We start from the raw sequence: 15478 nt of genomic DNA on the forward strand, positions 1-15478 counted from the left end.
TAAATTGTATAGAGTATAAAAAATATAAGTATGTCACAGTTTATAAAGATTTATCCAGAGAATCCTAATGAAAAGGAAATTGATAAAGTGGTTAAGGTATTAAGAGAGGGAGGTCTAGTTATCTACCCTACTGATACTGTGTATGGGTTAGGATGTGATATATCAAATTCTAAGGCATTAGAAAGAATTGCTAAGATTAAAGGAATAAAACTAGATAAGGCTAACTTTTCTTTTGTTTGTTATGATCTAAGTAATATTTCTAACTATGTGAAGCAGATAGATACTTCTACATTTAAAATATTAAAGAAAGCATTACCTGGTCCTTATACTTTTATTCTTCCTGGAAATAATGAACTTCCTAAAGAGTTTAAGAAGAAAAAAACAGTAGGGATTCGTGTGCCTGATAATAATATTGCAAGAGAAATTGTTAGAAAACTTGGTAACCCAATAGTATCTACTTCTATTTATGATGAAGATGAGATATTAGAGTATACTACTGATCCAGAATTGATATTTGAAAAATGGCAAAATATAGTTGATATTGTTATTGATGGAGGGTATGGAAATAATGAAGCATCAACAGTAATTGACTTGTCAGGAGAAGAACCTGAAATTATAAGAGCAGGTAAGGGAGATACTGATATCTTCTAAAAGAATCAAATAAGTATAAAAACGAATTAATAAACAAGGTTAATTTACAGTTACAAGCTATATAAGCTTAATTAAATTAGGGTTTTTCAAACTGAATTGTTATTTTTGTAACTGTTTATATTAAAAGCTAAACGTATCACACTATGAATTTACATGAATTTCAAGGTAAAGAAATATTAGCTAGCTACGGTGTAAGAGTACAACGTGGATTAGTAGCTAACAACGCAGAAGAAGCAGTTGAAAAAGCAAAACAACTTACAGAAGAAACTGGTACAAGTTGGTATGTAATTAAAGCTCAGATCCATGCAGGAGGAAGAGGTAAAGGAGGAGGAGTTAAGTTGGCTAAAAACTTAGACGAAGTAAAAGAAATCGCTGGTAAGATTATCGGTATGGATTTAATTACTCCACAAACTCCACCAGAAGGAAAAAGAGTTAACCGTGTTTTAGTAGCAGAGGATGTTTACTATCCTGGAGAAAGCGAAACTAATGAGTTTTACATGTCTGTATTACTTGATAGAGCTAAAGGACGTAACATGATTATGTATTCTACTGAAGGAGGTATGGATATCGAAGAAGTTGCTGAGAAAACTCCACACTTAATCTTCAAAGAAGAAATCGATCCAGCAGTTGGATTACAAGGATTCCAAGCTAGAAGAATTGCTTTTAACTTAGGATTATCTGGAAATGCTTTCAAAGAAATGGTTAAGTTCGTAGATGCTTTATATAGAGCATACATTGGAAGTGATTCTTCAATGTTCGAGATTAACCCTGTATTAAAAACTTCTGATGATAAAATTTTAGCTGTTGATGCTAAAGTGACTTTAGATGATAATGCATTATACAGACAAAAAACTTATGCTGAGTACAGAGACGTTACTGAAGAAAGACCTATCGAAGTAGAAGCTAAAGAAGCAGGATTAAACTATGTGGATTTAGATGGTACTGTAGGATGTATGGTTAACGGTGCTGGATTAGCAATGGCTACTATGGACTTAATTAAGTATGCTGGTTTCGAACCTGCTAACTTCTTAGACGTAGGAGGAACTGCTGATGCTAAACGTGTTGAAATCGCTTTCCGTATTATCTTAAAAGATCCTAACGTAAAAGCTATTTTAATTAACATCTTTGGAGGTATCGTTCGTTGTGACCGTGTTGCTCAAGGTGTTGTTGATGCATACAAGAACATGGGTGACGATATTAAAGTGCCAATCATCGTTCGTTTACAAGGAACTAATGCTGAATTAGCAAAAGAAATTATCGATCAATCAGGTATGCCTATTTTATCTGCTATTGCTTTCCAGGAAGCTGCAGACCAAGTAAAAGTGGCTTTATCATAATTTAGATAAAAGAATATAAAAAAGGCTAGCTCATTTGAGCTGGCCTTTTTTATTATGTGTTTTTATAGGAGAGATAAAAAAATAAAGCTATTCTTTTAAAGAATAGCTTTATTTTTATTTTTTTCCATTTTTGAATTTGATTCCTGCTAATGGTGATTTAGGAGTAGTCTTTTTATTAGAAGTAGTCTTCTTTTTGAAATCTACGTTTTTACCTGAGTTTCCTTCTTTTTTAGGCGCTGGTTTAGTTTTCTTGTCCGTTGTCTGTTGTTTAAATGGTTTTATTTCAGACTTATTGGAAGCTAATACTTCTAATGGATTCTTAGGGGCTTCTTTTGTTCCTCTTAAGTGAATTACTAAACCATTTAGAAAGTTTCTTAGAATTTGATCTCCACATTCTATGTATTTAGGATGGTCAGCATTTCTAAAAAAGTTACCAATTTCACCTTTTGAAATTCTAAAATCAACTAATTCTAAAATTTCTACTATTTGATCGTCGCGTAATTGTAAAGCAACTCTCAGTTTCTTTAATATGTCGTTATTATTCATTCTATCTATTTTTGCAAAGGTAATTAAATTATCTACAGTTTATCTTTTAAAGCTTTTATTTCGTCTCTTAAACGAGCTGCATTGATAAAATCTAAGTCTTTAGCAGCTTTTTCCATTTCTTTTCTCTTCTCTCTTATTATTTTTTCTATATCAGCTTTGGATTTGTATTTAAGAGTTTCTTCTGCTGCTTGAAGAATAGTTTCTTTTTGGATGTCTTCATAAGAAGCTTTGACTAATTCACTAGATATTTTTTTGTTAATAGCAGTAGGAGTGATGTTGTGCTTCTTGTTGAAATTCATCTGCTTTTCTCGTCTATAGTTTGTTTCATCTATAGTTTTTTGCATGCTATCTGTAATTTTATCTGCATACATAATTGCTTTTCCATTTACGTTTCTAGCGGCTCTTCCAACAGTTTGTGTAAGTGATCTATGACTTCTAAGAAAACCTTCTTTATCAGCGTCTAAAATAGCTACTAGAGAAACTTCGGGTAAGTCTAGTCCTTCTCTTAATAAGTTTACTCCAATTAATACATCAAATAATCCTTTTCGTAAATCTTGCATAATTTCAACACGCTCTAACGTGTCAACATCTGAATGAATATATCTACATCTTATTCCTACACGAGTGAAATATTTTGCTAGTTCTTCAGCCATTCTTTTGGTTAGAGTAGTGACTAATACTCTTTCATCTTTTTCAACTCTTGAATGGATTTCTTCGATTAAATTATCTATTTGATTTTCTGTCGGTCTAATTTCGATTATGGGGTCAAGTAATCCAGTAGGACGGATTAATTGCTCTACATAAATACCTTCTGATTTTTGTAATTCATAATCAGCTGGGGTTGCAGAAACATATACTACTTGATTTTGCATTGCTTCAAATTCCTCGAATTTAAGAGGTCTGTTGTCTACTGCAGCAGGTAATCTGAATCCATATTCTACTAGATTTTCTTTACGAGATCTATCACCTCCATACATGGCATGTACTTGTGATACAGTAACGTGACTCTCATCGATAACCATTAGATAATCATCTGGGAAATAATCTAGTAAACAGAATGGGCGTGTTCCTTGTTCTCTGCCATCTAGGTATCTTGAATAGTTTTCAATACCAGAACAATAGCCGAGCTCTCTGATCATTTCTAAATCAAAGTTTGTACGTTCTTCTAGACGTTTGGCTTCTAAGTGTTTTCCTATTTCTTTGAAGTAATCAACTTGTTTAACAAGGTCTTGTTGTATTTCCCATATAGCTTTTTGTAGTACATCTGGCGATGTTACAAACATATTAGCTGGATAAATATTAAGGTTGGTGTATTTCTCTATTACAGCAGAAGTTGAGGGATTGAATACTTCAATATCTTCAATTTCATCTCCAAAAAAATGTATTCTAAATGGATTGTCTGCATAACTAGGGAATACTTCTACTGTATCTCCTTTTATTCTAAAAGTTCCTGGGGTGAATTCGGCTTCAGTTCTAGCATATAAACTTTGTACTAATCTATGTAACAGTTTTGTTCTGCTTATTTGTTGATCTAATTCAAGAGTGATTACGTTTTTTTGGAACTCAATAGGGTTACCTATACCGTATAAACAAGAAACAGATGCTACTACAATAATATCTCTTCTTCCTGAAAGTAGGGCAGAAGTAGTGCTTAATCGCATTTTTTCTAGTTCTTCATTGATAGATAGATCTTTTTCTATATAGGTACCTGTAACAGGTAAGAATGCTTCAGGTTGGTAGTAGTCATAGTATGAGACAAAATACTCTACTGAGTTATTAGGGAAAAAACTTTTGAATTCTGTGTATAGTTGTGCTGCTAATGTTTTGTTGTGAGCAAGTATTAGTGTAGGTCTGTTTACTTCGTTAATAACATTTGCAACAGTAAATGTTTTTCCAGAACCAGTAACTCCAACTAATGTTTGGTATTTTTCATCTGCATTGATTCCCTGAGCAAGTTTTTTTATTGCTTCAGGTTGATCTCCTGTTGGTTTATACTCTGAATTTAATTTGAATTTCATAGTTGATTTAATAAGTATACAAAGTTACTTATTAAAAATAAAAAAAGCGCAAGAATAATCTTGCGCTTTAATATGATTAGATTGAATTCTAAATTTAGTTAATTTTGAATACAACTTTTCTTGCAATTCTACGAGCTGCAGCTGAATCTTTAGACACTGCGTCATCGATTCCGTTTCCTTTAGCAGAAACTTTAGAAGCACTAACTCCAGATTTAACTAAGATATCTTTAACTGCGTTAGCACGTCTTTCAGATAACTTATTGTTGTAAGATTTGTTTCCTACTGCATCAGCATAACCCATAACTTCAACAGAAGCATTTGGATTAGCTTTTAAGTAGTTAACGATGAAATTGATTCCGTCAACGTTTGTTGGTTGAGTTTTATCAAAGTCAAAATAAGCAGCAACATATCCTTTGTTGATTAATTCTTTAATCATGTTAGAATCGTTACCTGCAACAGCTTGCTCTGGTTGGTTACCATATTTCTCAGCGATGAAAGCTTCGATGTTATCAGCGATACCGTTGTTGTTTTTATCGATATTTCTACCTCTAGAATCAACTAAAGCACCAGCTGGTGTATTAGGCTCTAGATCTAAGTAATCTGGCACACCGTCTCCATCAGAGTCAACTAACATGCTTTCTACTTTAGATACTCTTCCGTCTAATTCAGCTAATAAAGCATTTTCTTGTTCTGCTTCAGTATACCAATCAGCGTGTTGAGCATTTTTACCTAAATAGATAGAAACTCCAACAGAAGCGTTAAACATAGTTCCTTGAGCGATAGAACGGTTAGTTGTACCTACACCATTCCAGTTTTTGTTTTGCTCTAAGTTTTGAATAACTGTAAAGTCTGCGTTTAATGCAACACGTGGGTGAACTTTAATTTGACCAGTTAATCCAGCCATTAAGTGTCCCATATTGTCTGTTCCAGAGAATGCATCTCCGTTCATCCAAGAGTAACCTCCCCCAGCGTGAGCTTGTACGTTTAATACTTTAGTCCAAGTTTCGAAGTTTAAAAGTCTTCCAACGTTAACAACCCCTTCTAAGCTTGTTCTGTAGTGGTTAGTGTTTAAATCAGCATCATTAGTCCAGTTGTCTAATTTATCATAGCCAAAAGAAGCTTTAATACCAAATTTGTTGTTTAAGCTATAACGTACACCTCCATCTAAGTGTAAGTTTTTGAATGTTTCAGCAGATTGACCTGCTCTAGCTGGTTTAGCAAATCCTCCATTTAAGTCAATAGACCATTTGTTGTAAGGACTTTGAGCATGAACAGCACCAAAAGCTAATACAGAAGCCAATAACGGTAATGTTAATTTTTTCATAGTTGTCTTTTTAATTTCCATTAAACATGATTAAAATAATCAGTTTTTTTACTAATCGCTTATGGAGCAAATATAAGGCAAAGATTTGTAATAGAAAGATAAAATGTTGTTTTTTTGTAAAAAAGGATAGTTTTAGTACTTTTGTTTCATAAAAATTGTATAATATGGGATATGTTTCGAAGATATTCGTTACTGTAGATGTAGTATTGTTTAAAAAATATTTAAATATTTCACAGATATTATTAATAAAGCGCAAAAATGAACCGTTTCGTGATTATTGGGCTTTACCTGGTGGTTTTGTAGACGAAAATGAAGATTTAGAGATTGCAGCAAAGCGTGAATTACGTGAAGAAACGTCAATCGACCTGAATCAACTTACTCAAATTAAAGCATATGGGAAACCTTTTAGAGATCCAAGATCGCACATGGTGACTGTAGCTTTTTGGGCAGAAGTAGGAGAGGGGGTTATTGGTGAAGCTGCTGATGACGCTAAAGAATTGAAATGGTTTAATATAGATGATTTACCACAGTTAGCTTTTGATCATTTAGATATTATAACTGATGCGGTAGATATATATAAAAAAAAATAAGTCTGTACAGACTTATTTTTTTATGCTTTACTTTCAAGAAGTTTTTTTTCCATGATAAAAGTACCAAATGGAACAATTGAAGCTAGACAGATAAGGCCATACTTTTTCATACTCCATTTTTCATCACTTTTAAGTACTGTAGCCATTACTATATATAGTATAAACAATACTCCATGTGCCATTCCGACTTTACTTACCATTTCTGGTTTGTGTAGAAAGTATTTTAAGGGCATAGCGATAAACAAAAGTGCTAGTAGAGATAAACCTTCAAGCAGCGCAACAATTTTAAATGTCTTTAGCATCTTAATTAAATTAGAAGTTTTAAGTATGCTAATATAGTTTTAAAATAGAAACAAAAAAAGCCTAACAGGAGTTCTGATAGGCTTTTATATTTAGATTAACATTTTAATTAGAAATCTAATAAACGATTGTTGTAATCTTTTAAGTCTTCTAAGTTATGTTTGTTATTAATGTCTTTGTATAAAGATAATAAGTACTGTAAACTTTCTAAGTCATTCTTAGATTCTTTCTCAACTGCAGTTGCCCCTTCTTCTCCTTCTTCTTCGATCGGCTCATCAGATGGTATTGCAATTAAAAAAGCTTTGTTGTTTTGAATGTGCTCATAAGCTAAACGAATAGATTTAACTAACACTGGTTTTTCTTCAAGTAGAGCAAACTCTCTAAGTTTTTGTAAATCTGCTACAATGTTTTCTACAACAAGACCATCAGAAATTAAATCTGATTGAATCTTTTTAATCAATTTTAAAGCATTTGCGTTTTCCACAGTAAATATCTTTTAAGTATAAAAAAATTATGGTGCAAAAGTAAACTTTTTAGATGATTATAGTGAAACAAAAGATGAAATATTTTGAACAAATTTTTGCAAAGTGCTGATTTTTCGTTTTTTATTTATGAATTGTTTCTTTTTTAAGATGATAGAAAGGTTTCTTATTTGTGTTATAAAATAAAAAACCGCCCTTTTCATAAGAAAAGTAGCGGTTTTTTTCAAACAAACTAAACCAAATCGTTTGTATTCGTACTAGAATACATATTCGTTTGACTCTACCAATTTCGTTGCAATAGTTTCTCTAAGTGCATTTACATTTGGTAAGTTTACATATTTTGTAAATCTGCGTAGTCCCATTAGCATTACACGTTGTTCATCACCTTCAGCAAAAGAAGCGATACCTTCTTTTCCTTTTGCTCCGATGATATCTACAGCGTGATATAAGTATAATTGAGCCATAGCGATTTGTTCTTTGATATTCTCTTCTCCTTTTAACTTCGCTAATTTCTCAGTTCTAAGGATAGCACTTTCTGCCATATAAATTTCAATCATCATATCAGAAGCAGCCATTAATAATGCTTGGTGTTTATCTAGGTCTGGACCATATTTTTGAACAGCACTACCAGCTACCATTAAGAAAGCTTGTTTCAGTTTGCTGATCATTTCTTTCTCTTCTGCAAATAATTCAGAATAATCAGGTACATCAAAGCTTGGTATACTCATTAATTCATCAGCTACTTTCATAGCAGGACCTAATAAATCTACATGTCCTTTCATTGCTTTTTTGATTAACATTCCAACTGCTAGCATACGGTTAATCTCGTTTGTTCCTTCATAGATACGAGATATACGAGCATCTCTCCATGCACTTTCCATAGGTGTGTCTTCTGAGAATCCCATTCCTCCGAAGATTTGGATTCCTTCATCAGCACATGATTGAACATCTTCTGACACTGCTACTTTAAGGATAGAACACTCAATAGCGAATTCTTCTACTCCTTTTAATTCAGCCTCTTGATGTGAATTTCCTTCAGCAACACGTTGGTTAATTCTTTCTTCAATAGAAGCAGCAGCTCTATATGAAGCAGCTTCACCTACATAAGCATTTGTAGCCATCTCTGCTAGTTTAGTGCGAATAGCACCAAAAGTAGAAATTGGTGTTTTAAATTGGATACGCTCATTAGCATATTTTACTGATTGCGTGATTAAACGGCGTTGAGAATCTAAACAAGCAGCAGCTAATTTAATACGTCCTACGTTTAATGCATTCATTGCAATCTTGAAACCATTTCCTCTTTCTGAAAGCATATTCTCCACAGGAACTTTTGTTTCACTGAAGAATACCTGACGAGTAGAAGATGCTCTAATACCTAATTTGTGTTCTTCTTCTCCTAAAGTAATTCCATTGCTAGGATCGTTTTCTACGATAAATCCTGTGATATTTTTATCATCTTCTATACGTGCAAATACGATAAATACATTACAGAAACCAGCATTAGAGATCCACATTTTTTGTCCTGTGATAGAGTAGTGTTTCCCATCAGCTGATAAGACAGCTTTTGTTTTACCTGAGTTAGCATCAGATCCAGCATCTGGTTCTGTTAAACAGTAAGCACCAAACCATTCTCCTGAAGCTAATTTTGGAACGTATTTTTTCTTTTGTTCTTCGTTACCATATAATGTAATTGGCATTGTGCCAATTCCTGTATGAGCACCAAAGGCAGTTGAGAAAGAACCTGTTGCTCCTGAAATATAATCACATACCAGCATTGTAGAAATGAACCCCATTTCTAATCCTCCATAAGCTTCTGGTACAGCAACACCTAATAATCCTAATTCTCCAGCTTTACGCATAGAAGCTTCTGTGAAAGCGTAATCTTTTTTCTCAAACTTTTCTTTGTTTGGCCATATTTCTTTATCAATGAATTCTTTTACAGAATCACGCATCATGATTTGTTCTTCTGTGAAGTCTTCAGGAGTAAATACGTCTTGGTATTTAGTTTCTTTAATTAAAAATTGTCCTCCTCTTGTGATATCTTTACTCATAATATATTTCGTTTATTGGGTTAATAGCTTTTATAATAGTTCATAGATTCCTGCAGCACCTTGTCCTGTACCGACACACATCGTTACCATTCCGTATTTAGATCCACGACGTTTCATTTCATCAAATAGTTGTACTGATAGTTTAGCACCTGTACATCCTAGAGGGTGTCCTAACGCAATAGCACCACCGTTTACATTGACGATATCAGGGTTGATACCTAGTTCTCTAATTACAGCTAATGACTGAGAGGCAAAAGCTTCATTTAATTCGAATAGGTCTATATCTTTTAGTTGTAACCCAGCTTGTTTTAAAGCTTTTGGAATAGCTTTTACTGGACCAATACCCATGATGCGTGGTTCTACACCAGCTGCAGCATAATTAACCATACGAGCGATAGGCTCAATGTTTAATTCTTTAACCATTTCTTCTGACATCACCATAACGAATGCAGCACCATCACTCATTTGAGAAGAGTTACCTGCTGTTACAGATCCATCAGCAGCAAATACAGGTCTTAGTTTTGCTAAAGCCTCAATAGAAGTTCCTGCTCTAGGGCCTTCATCTTTAGTGATTGTATATGATTTGCTATCTTTTTTACCTTTTTCGTTAATGAATACTTCATTAATGTTGATTGGAACAATTTGATCATCAAATTTTCCATCTGCTTGTGCTTTTAAAGCTTTCATATGAGAGTTAAAAGCAAACTCATCTTGATCTTCACGAGAAACTTTAAATTGATGGGCTACCGCTTCAGCTGTTAATCCCATTCCCCAGTAGTAATCTTCGTGTCCTTCTTTTGCTACACCATAATCAGGAGTTGGTTTGTATCCTCCCATAGGGATATAACTCATACTTTCTGCTCCTCCAGCGATAATACAATCAGCCATACCAGCTTGGATTTTAGCAACAGCCATTCCAATAGTTTCTATACCAGATGCACAGTATCTATTTACTGTAACTCCAGGTACATCATCTATTTTTAATCCCATAAGAGAGATTAGACGTCCCATGTTTAATCCTTGTTCAGCCTCAGGCATAGCGTTACCTACCATAACATCATCAATACGTGACTTGTCAAATTCAGGTAGTTTACTCATTAAATATTCAATAGTTTCAGCAGCAAGTTCATCAGGTCTTTTAAATCTGAATACTCCTTTAGGAGCTTTACCTACAGCTGTTCTATATCCTTGTACTATATATGCAGTTTTCATATTCTTTGTCGTTTTTAATTGGTTAAAGATTAGTTTCTTAATGGTTTACCATTTTTCAACATATACTGGATTCTTTCAAGAGTTTTGCGCTCTCCACATAGCGATAAGAATGCTTCTCTTTCTAGATCTAGTAAGTATTGTTCAGTCACTAAAGTAGCTTCTGATAAATCTCCTCCAGCCATAACATATGCTAATTTGTTAGCTATTTTACGATCGTGTTCAGAGATGTATTTACCAGCCATCATACTGTCAGTTCCTACTAAGAACATACCTAAAGCCTGACGACCTAGTACTTTAATATCTTTGCGTTTAGCAGGCTGAGTGTACCCAGCTTGAGCTAATACTAAAGCCTCACGTTTCGCTTGTGCTAATTGTAAGTCTTTATTTACAACTACTACATCTTTACCTTTTTGCAATATATTTAAATCAAAAGCTTCTTGAGCAGAGGTAGCTACTTTCGCCATACCGATTGTTAAGAAGTGCTCTTGTAGTGTATTTAATTCCACATCGTTTTTGCGGTATAGATCAGACGCTCTTACTGTCATCTCTTTAGAACCACCTCCACCAGGAATAAGTCCTACACCGAATTCAACCAGTCCGATATAGGTTTCAGCAGCAGCGACTACCTTATCAGCGTGTAAGCTTAACTCACATCCACCACCGAATGTCATACCATGAGGAGCAGCAACTACTGGAATACCAGAGTAACGCATTTTCATCATCGTATCTTGGAACGTTTTGATAGCGATATTTAATTCATCCCAATCTTGCTCTGCAGCCATCATGAAAATCATCATTAAGTTAGCACCTACTGAGAAGTTACTACCTTGGTTTCCTACTACTAGTCCTTGGAAGTCTTTTTCTGCAATTTCAACAGCTTTGTTTAATCCTGCTAAAACACCACCACCGATGGTATTCATTTTTGAGTGGAACTCTAAGTTCACGATACCATCACCTAAGTCAATAAGTGATGCTTCACTATTACCCCACACTTTATTAGCTGTTCTAATATTGTCTAAGATAATGAATGCATCTTGTCCAGGAATTGGTTCAAATGTTTTAGTGTTTTGATTGTAGAATAGCTTTTTACCATTCTCTACTTTATAGAAACTCTTTGCTCCAGATGCAGCTAATTCTTTAACCCAATCAGCTACTACATATCCTTCTTTTTCGACGATAGCAATACCTTTTTCAAGACCTACTAAGTCCCAAGTTTGGAACGGTCCATACTTCCATGCATATCCTGTACGCATCGCGTCATCGATAGGGAATAGGGTATCTGTAATTTCTGGAACACGTTGAGAAACGTAAGCGAATAATGAAGCAAAGTGTTTTCTGATTAATTCACCTGCTTTTGTCTGATCTGCTAATAGTAAAGCTAATTTAGCTTTAGTACCTCCAGCTTGTTTTGCTGTTTCTAGTACAGCAATCTTAGCACGTTCTAATGGACGATATTCTAATTTTTCTAGGTCAAGAGCGAAGCGATTTGTTTTTCCCTCTTTGTCTACTTCTTTGTAATAGAATCCTTTTCTAGACTTATCACCTAAGAATTTGTTTTCTAATAGGAAGTTTAAAGGTTTACTGTCTTTTACCTCTTGGATCATAGCGTCATGAGGACAGTTTTGTTTTAAGCCATTTGTTACGTTAATAGCAGTATCAAGACCTACTAAGTCTCCTAGTTTAAATGTACCAGTCTTAGGACGACCTAGGATAGAACCTGTTAATGTATCAGCTTCTTCAATAGTCAACCCAATCTCTTGTGCCAACTGCATTACCATCGCCATAGAGTATACACCGATACGGTTACCGATAAAGCCAGGAGTATCTTTACATAATACAGGAGTTTTACCTAAGTATAAGCTACTATATTTTTGGAAGAATTCGATAACTTCTGGAGCTGTATGAGGACCAGGAATGATTTCGAATAATTGTAAATATCTAGGTGGGTTAAAGAAGTGTGTTCCACAGAAGTGTTTTTGGAAATCTTCTGAACGGCCTTCTACCATTAATTTCATTGGGATACCAGATGTATTAGATGTAATTAATGAACCTGGTTTTCTGTATTTCTCGATTTGCTCGAATACAGATTTCTTAATGTCTAATCTTTCGATTACCACTTCGATTACCCAGTCGCAATCTTTTATTTTTACTAAATCATCTTCTATATTTCCTGTAGCGATGCGTGAAGCAAAAGCTTGAGAATAAATAGGAGCAGGTTTAGATTTTAGTGCATTAGCTAAGTGAGTACTTGCTATTTTATTTCTAACAATCTTACTTTCTAGGGTAAGACCTTTCTTTTCCTCTTCAGGAGTTAATTCTCTAGGTACAATGTCAAGAAGCAATACTTCTAATCCGATATTTGCAAAATGACAAGCAATAGCTGATCCCATTACACCAGATCCTACTACGGCTACCTTTTTAATTATTCTTTTCATATTTATTGTTCTTTGGTTTTTAATACTATTATTTAACTCTCTTAAGGTACAAAAATTATTTGTCTTCAAATATACTTTTGTCGTTGATTAACTGATTGATAACTTCAGTTACTTCCATAAAGTGCTGAATTTTCTCCTCTGATATTTGAGTTCGAATTTTTTCGTTAAAGCGTTTCACTTTTGCTTTAGATAATTCTCTTTTCTCTAAGCCTAGAGGAGTTAATTTTATAATCACACCACGGCCATCATTAGGGTTCTTTTCACGTGTGATTAATTTATTTTCTTCTAATTTTTTTAGAGTACGAGTAAGACTCGTAGCTTCCATACCCATATTTGGTCCTAGTAGAGTAGAAGGAGTACCTTCTTTATCTATACTTAGTAGTGCAAAAGCAAGTGACATGGTGGCATCATATTTAGCCGCTTCTTCATTGTACATTCTTGCTACAGCTTGCCATGTTGCTCTAAGTATATAATCGATTGTTGTGTTCTTCATACCATTTAGAATAATTCAAATATAAAAAAAAATAGTATGCGTGCATACTATTTTTAAAATATTTCTTGATTAAGTGATTTTTTGTGTCATTAACTTCTGTAAATCTTGTCGTATAAGTCTTTATGTTTCTCAAGAATAATACGTCTACGAAGTTTTAGAGTAGGGGTTAAGTGCTCACTGTCAATGCTCCACACATCAGGAGTAAGTTCGAACTTCTTCACTTGTTCCCATTTACCGAATTTTTTATTTACAGCTTCTACTTCTTCTGCAACGCGGTCGATAACTTTTTGATTCGTTGCTATTTCTTCGTTAGTAGTACCGATATCATATCTTTTTCGACGTGCCCATTCTTTAACGAAGTCAAAATCTATCTGAATAAAAGCAGCAGGCATCTTTTCTCCTTCACCGATAACCATGATTTGTTCGATAAAGCGAGACTGTTTCATCATATTTTCAATCATCTGAGGAGCTACATATTTACCTCCAGATGTTTTGAACATTTCTTTTTTACGGTCAGTGATGTGTAAGAAACCATCTTCGTCTATTTTACCAATGTCCTCTGTATGGAAATACCCATCTTTAATAACACTATTTGTTTTCTCTTCGTCTTTAAAGTACCCCATCATCACGTTAGGAGCTTTACATAAGATCTCTCCGTCTTCTGCTATTTTTACCTCCACATTACTTAAAGGGCGACCTACTGTACCAAATCTCAATCCTCCATTACGAGCATCGTTTACTGATATAACAGGAGAAGTCTCAGTAAGACCATATCCTTCCATTACAGGAATACCAGCAGCATTGAATACTTTAGATAGGCGAGCCTGAAGTGGAGCACTACCAGAAACAATGATTTTCATTTGACCTCCTAGTCCTTCTTGCCATTTACTAAATACTAGTTTTCTAGCTATTTTTAGTTGGAAGTTATAGAAGGCGCTTCTATTATATGGTTTATATTGGAATCCTAGTTCAAGAGCCCAGAAGAAAATACGTTTTTTAATACCAGTAAGAGAAGATCCTTTAGCAAAGATTTTATCATATACTTTTTCTAATAAACGCGGTACTACTGTCATGACATTAGGACTAACTTCTTTTAAGTTATCTCCCATTTTATCAATAGATTCCGCATAGTAAATAGAAGTACCTGAGAATTGGTAAAGATAAATCAGCATTCTTTCGAATACGTGGCACAGTGGTAAGAAACTAAGTGCTTTATAGTGATCTTCACGTCCAAAAGGAACTCTATCCCAGCTACCTATTACATTAGATAAGATGTTATTATGAGACAGCATCACACCTTTAGGTCTACCCGTAGTACCAGAGGTGTAGATTAGCGTAGCTAAGTGATCTGGTGTGATAGAATCTTTAATGCGATCCACTTCTTCTTGATTAGAAGTATCTCTTCCTAATTCAAGAATCTCATCAAAAGTTTTGCATCCTTCTATATGTTCAAAAGAACAAATACCTTGTAGAAGTGGTAGTTGATCTTTAACACTTATTAATTTGTTATAAATTTCTTGATCTGATACTACACAGTATTTTGCTTCTGCATGACTAAGAATGTACTGATAGTCTTCAGCTGCAATGGTAGGATAGATAGGCACATTCTGAGCGCCAATTTGTAAAATACCAATATCTAAAAGATTCCATTTAGTTTGGTTATTAGTAGAGATGACAGCTATTTTATCATTTGCTTCTATGCCTAGACGTAGTAAGGCACGCGAAACCATATTAGCCTTATCTATATACTCCTGTGAGGATGTTTTTTCCCATACTCCGTTCACCTTAGTAACTAAAGCTGCAGCCAGAGGAAAGTGTTCATTCTGCAAATAAGGAATATCAAAAAGTCTTGTAGGATTTACCATATTATCATTAATTAGCTAACGCAAAGTACAAAAAAAATATAAGATTTCTCGTATTTAGTATGTACTTAGCAATTTTTATCTGGTTTATTTGCAATTCTCGTAGTTGATTTTCTACTAAACTACATTATTCATTTTCTATATTGTGCTTGATGATGATTGTACTTAGAGCTTAAG

At 34.1% G+C, this 15478-nt stretch carries 13 protein-coding genes; 3 read left to right on the plus strand and 10 right to left on the minus strand.

Translation table 11 applies throughout. From position 1 onward, the window contains the following. Window positions 1-30: 30 nt before the first annotated feature. Window positions 31-651 (plus strand): L-threonylcarbamoyladenylate synthase, encoded by a 621-nt coding sequence (locus AABL87_RS07065; RefSeq protein WP_006263406.1) that lies wholly within the window; start codon window positions 31-33, stop codon window positions 649-651. Between the two features lie 143 nt (window positions 652-794). After that, entirely contained in the window at window positions 795-1988 is a 1194-nt protein-coding gene (sucC, locus tag AABL87_RS07070) for an ADP-forming succinate--CoA ligase subunit beta (protein WP_006259161.1), read from the plus strand. A 114-nt stretch (window positions 1989-2102) separates the two neighbouring features. On the opposite strand, the gene AABL87_RS07075 is transcribed toward sucC, so the two are convergent. The 3 genes from AABL87_RS07075 to AABL87_RS07085 all read right to left on the minus strand — a co-directional run bounded on the left by AABL87_RS07075 (window position 2103) and on the right by AABL87_RS07085 (window position 5876). Continuing rightward, a complete protein-coding gene (locus tag AABL87_RS07075; protein ID WP_006259160.1) occupies window positions 2103-2534 on the minus strand; it encodes a DUF1456 family protein in 432 nt (143 codons plus the stop codon). Between the two features lie 32 nt (window positions 2535-2566). Next, entirely contained in the window at window positions 2567-4552 is a 1986-nt protein-coding gene (gene uvrB / locus AABL87_RS07080; RefSeq protein WP_341277110.1) for an excinuclease ABC subunit UvrB, read from the minus strand. 94 nt (window positions 4553-4646) lie between these two features. Next, window positions 4647-5876, minus strand: a complete 1230-nt coding sequence (locus tag AABL87_RS07085; protein ID WP_006259158.1) for an OmpA family protein — start codon at window positions 5874-5876, stop codon at window positions 4647-4649. Between the two features lie 164 nt (window positions 5877-6040). On the opposite strand from AABL87_RS07085, the gene AABL87_RS07090 reads away from it, so the two are divergent. After that, window positions 6041-6466, plus strand: a complete 426-nt coding sequence (locus AABL87_RS07090) for an NUDIX domain-containing protein (protein ID WP_006259157.1) — start codon at window positions 6041-6043, stop codon at window positions 6464-6466. A 20-nt stretch (window positions 6467-6486) separates the two neighbouring features. Here AABL87_RS07090 and AABL87_RS07095 read toward each other — a convergent pair whose 3' ends face one another. The 7 genes from AABL87_RS07095 to AABL87_RS07125 form a co-directional block, all read right to left on the minus strand. Beyond that, the gene (locus AABL87_RS07095; protein WP_006259156.1) at window positions 6487-6768 is read right to left on the minus strand and encodes a DUF3817 domain-containing protein; all 282 of its coding nucleotides are present in this window, start codon (window positions 6766-6768) and stop codon (window positions 6487-6489) included. 107 nt (window positions 6769-6875) lie between these two features. Beyond that, window positions 6876-7250, minus strand: coding sequence for a hypothetical protein (locus AABL87_RS07100; protein WP_006259155.1), 375 nt, complete (start codon window positions 7248-7250; stop codon window positions 6876-6878). Between the two features lie 255 nt (window positions 7251-7505). Further along, a complete protein-coding gene (locus AABL87_RS07105) occupies window positions 7506-9299 on the minus strand; it encodes an acyl-CoA dehydrogenase family protein (protein WP_006259154.1) in 1794 nt (597 codons plus the stop codon). A 30-nt stretch (window positions 9300-9329) separates the two neighbouring features. Next, the gene (locus AABL87_RS07110) at window positions 9330-10511 is read right to left on the minus strand and encodes an acetyl-CoA C-acyltransferase (RefSeq protein ID WP_006259153.1); all 1182 of its coding nucleotides are present in this window, start codon (window positions 10509-10511) and stop codon (window positions 9330-9332) included. 29 nt (window positions 10512-10540) lie between these two features. Next, a complete protein-coding gene (locus AABL87_RS07115) occupies window positions 10541-12946 on the minus strand; it encodes a 3-hydroxyacyl-CoA dehydrogenase/enoyl-CoA hydratase family protein (RefSeq protein WP_341277111.1) in 2406 nt (801 codons plus the stop codon). 55 nt (window positions 12947-13001) lie between these two features. Continuing rightward, complete coding sequence (locus AABL87_RS07120) at window positions 13002-13439, minus strand: MarR family winged helix-turn-helix transcriptional regulator (protein WP_006259151.1); 438 nt, start codon at window positions 13437-13439, stop codon at window positions 13002-13004. 89 nt (window positions 13440-13528) lie between these two features. Beyond that, window positions 13529-15304 (minus strand): AMP-dependent synthetase/ligase, encoded by a 1776-nt coding sequence (locus tag AABL87_RS07125; RefSeq protein ID WP_006263413.1) that lies wholly within the window; start codon window positions 15302-15304, stop codon window positions 13529-13531. Between the last annotated feature and the right edge of the window lie 174 nt (window positions 15305-15478).

Source organism: Myroides sp. C4067, assembly GCF_038039665.1.
GTDB lineage: Bacteria > Bacteroidota > Bacteroidia > Flavobacteriales > Flavobacteriaceae > Flavobacterium > Flavobacterium odoratimimum.

Coding starts and splice junctions, on each gene's coding strand:
- AABL87_RS07065 (WP_006263406.1), top strand. CDS start 31: ATGTCACAGTTTATAAAGATTTATCCAGAGAATCCTAATGAAAAGGAA.
- AABL87_RS07090 (WP_006259157.1), top strand. CDS start 6,041: ATGGGATATGTTTCGAAGATATTCGTTACTGTAGATGTAGTATTGTTT.
- AABL87_RS07075 (WP_006259160.1), bottom strand. CDS start 2,534: ATGAATAATAACGACATATTAAAGAAACTGAGAGTTGCTTTACAATTA.
- AABL87_RS07125 (WP_006263413.1), bottom strand. CDS start 15,304: ATGGTAAATCCTACAAGACTTTTTGATATTCCTTATTTGCAGAATGAA.
- AABL87_RS07095 (WP_006259156.1), bottom strand. CDS start 6,768: ATGCTAAAGACATTTAAAATTGTTGCGCTGCTTGAAGGTTTATCTCTA.
- AABL87_RS07105 (WP_006259154.1), bottom strand. CDS start 9,299: ATGAGTAAAGATATCACAAGAGGAGGACAATTTTTAATTAAAGAAACT.
- sucC (WP_006259161.1), top strand. CDS start 795: ATGAATTTACATGAATTTCAAGGTAAAGAAATATTAGCTAGCTACGGT.
- AABL87_RS07120 (WP_006259151.1), bottom strand. CDS start 13,439: ATGAAGAACACAACAATCGATTATATACTTAGAGCAACATGGCAAGCT.
- uvrB (WP_341277110.1), bottom strand. CDS start 4,552: ATGAAATTCAAATTAAATTCAGAGTATAAACCAACAGGAGATCAACCT.
- AABL87_RS07115 (WP_341277111.1), bottom strand. CDS start 12,946: ATGAAAAGAATAATTAAAAAGGTAGCCGTAGTAGGATCTGGTGTAATG.
- AABL87_RS07085 (WP_006259158.1), bottom strand. CDS start 5,876: ATGAAAAAATTAACATTACCGTTATTGGCTTCTGTATTAGCTTTTGGT.
- AABL87_RS07110 (WP_006259153.1), bottom strand. CDS start 10,511: ATGAAAACTGCATATATAGTACAAGGATATAGAACAGCTGTAGGTAAA.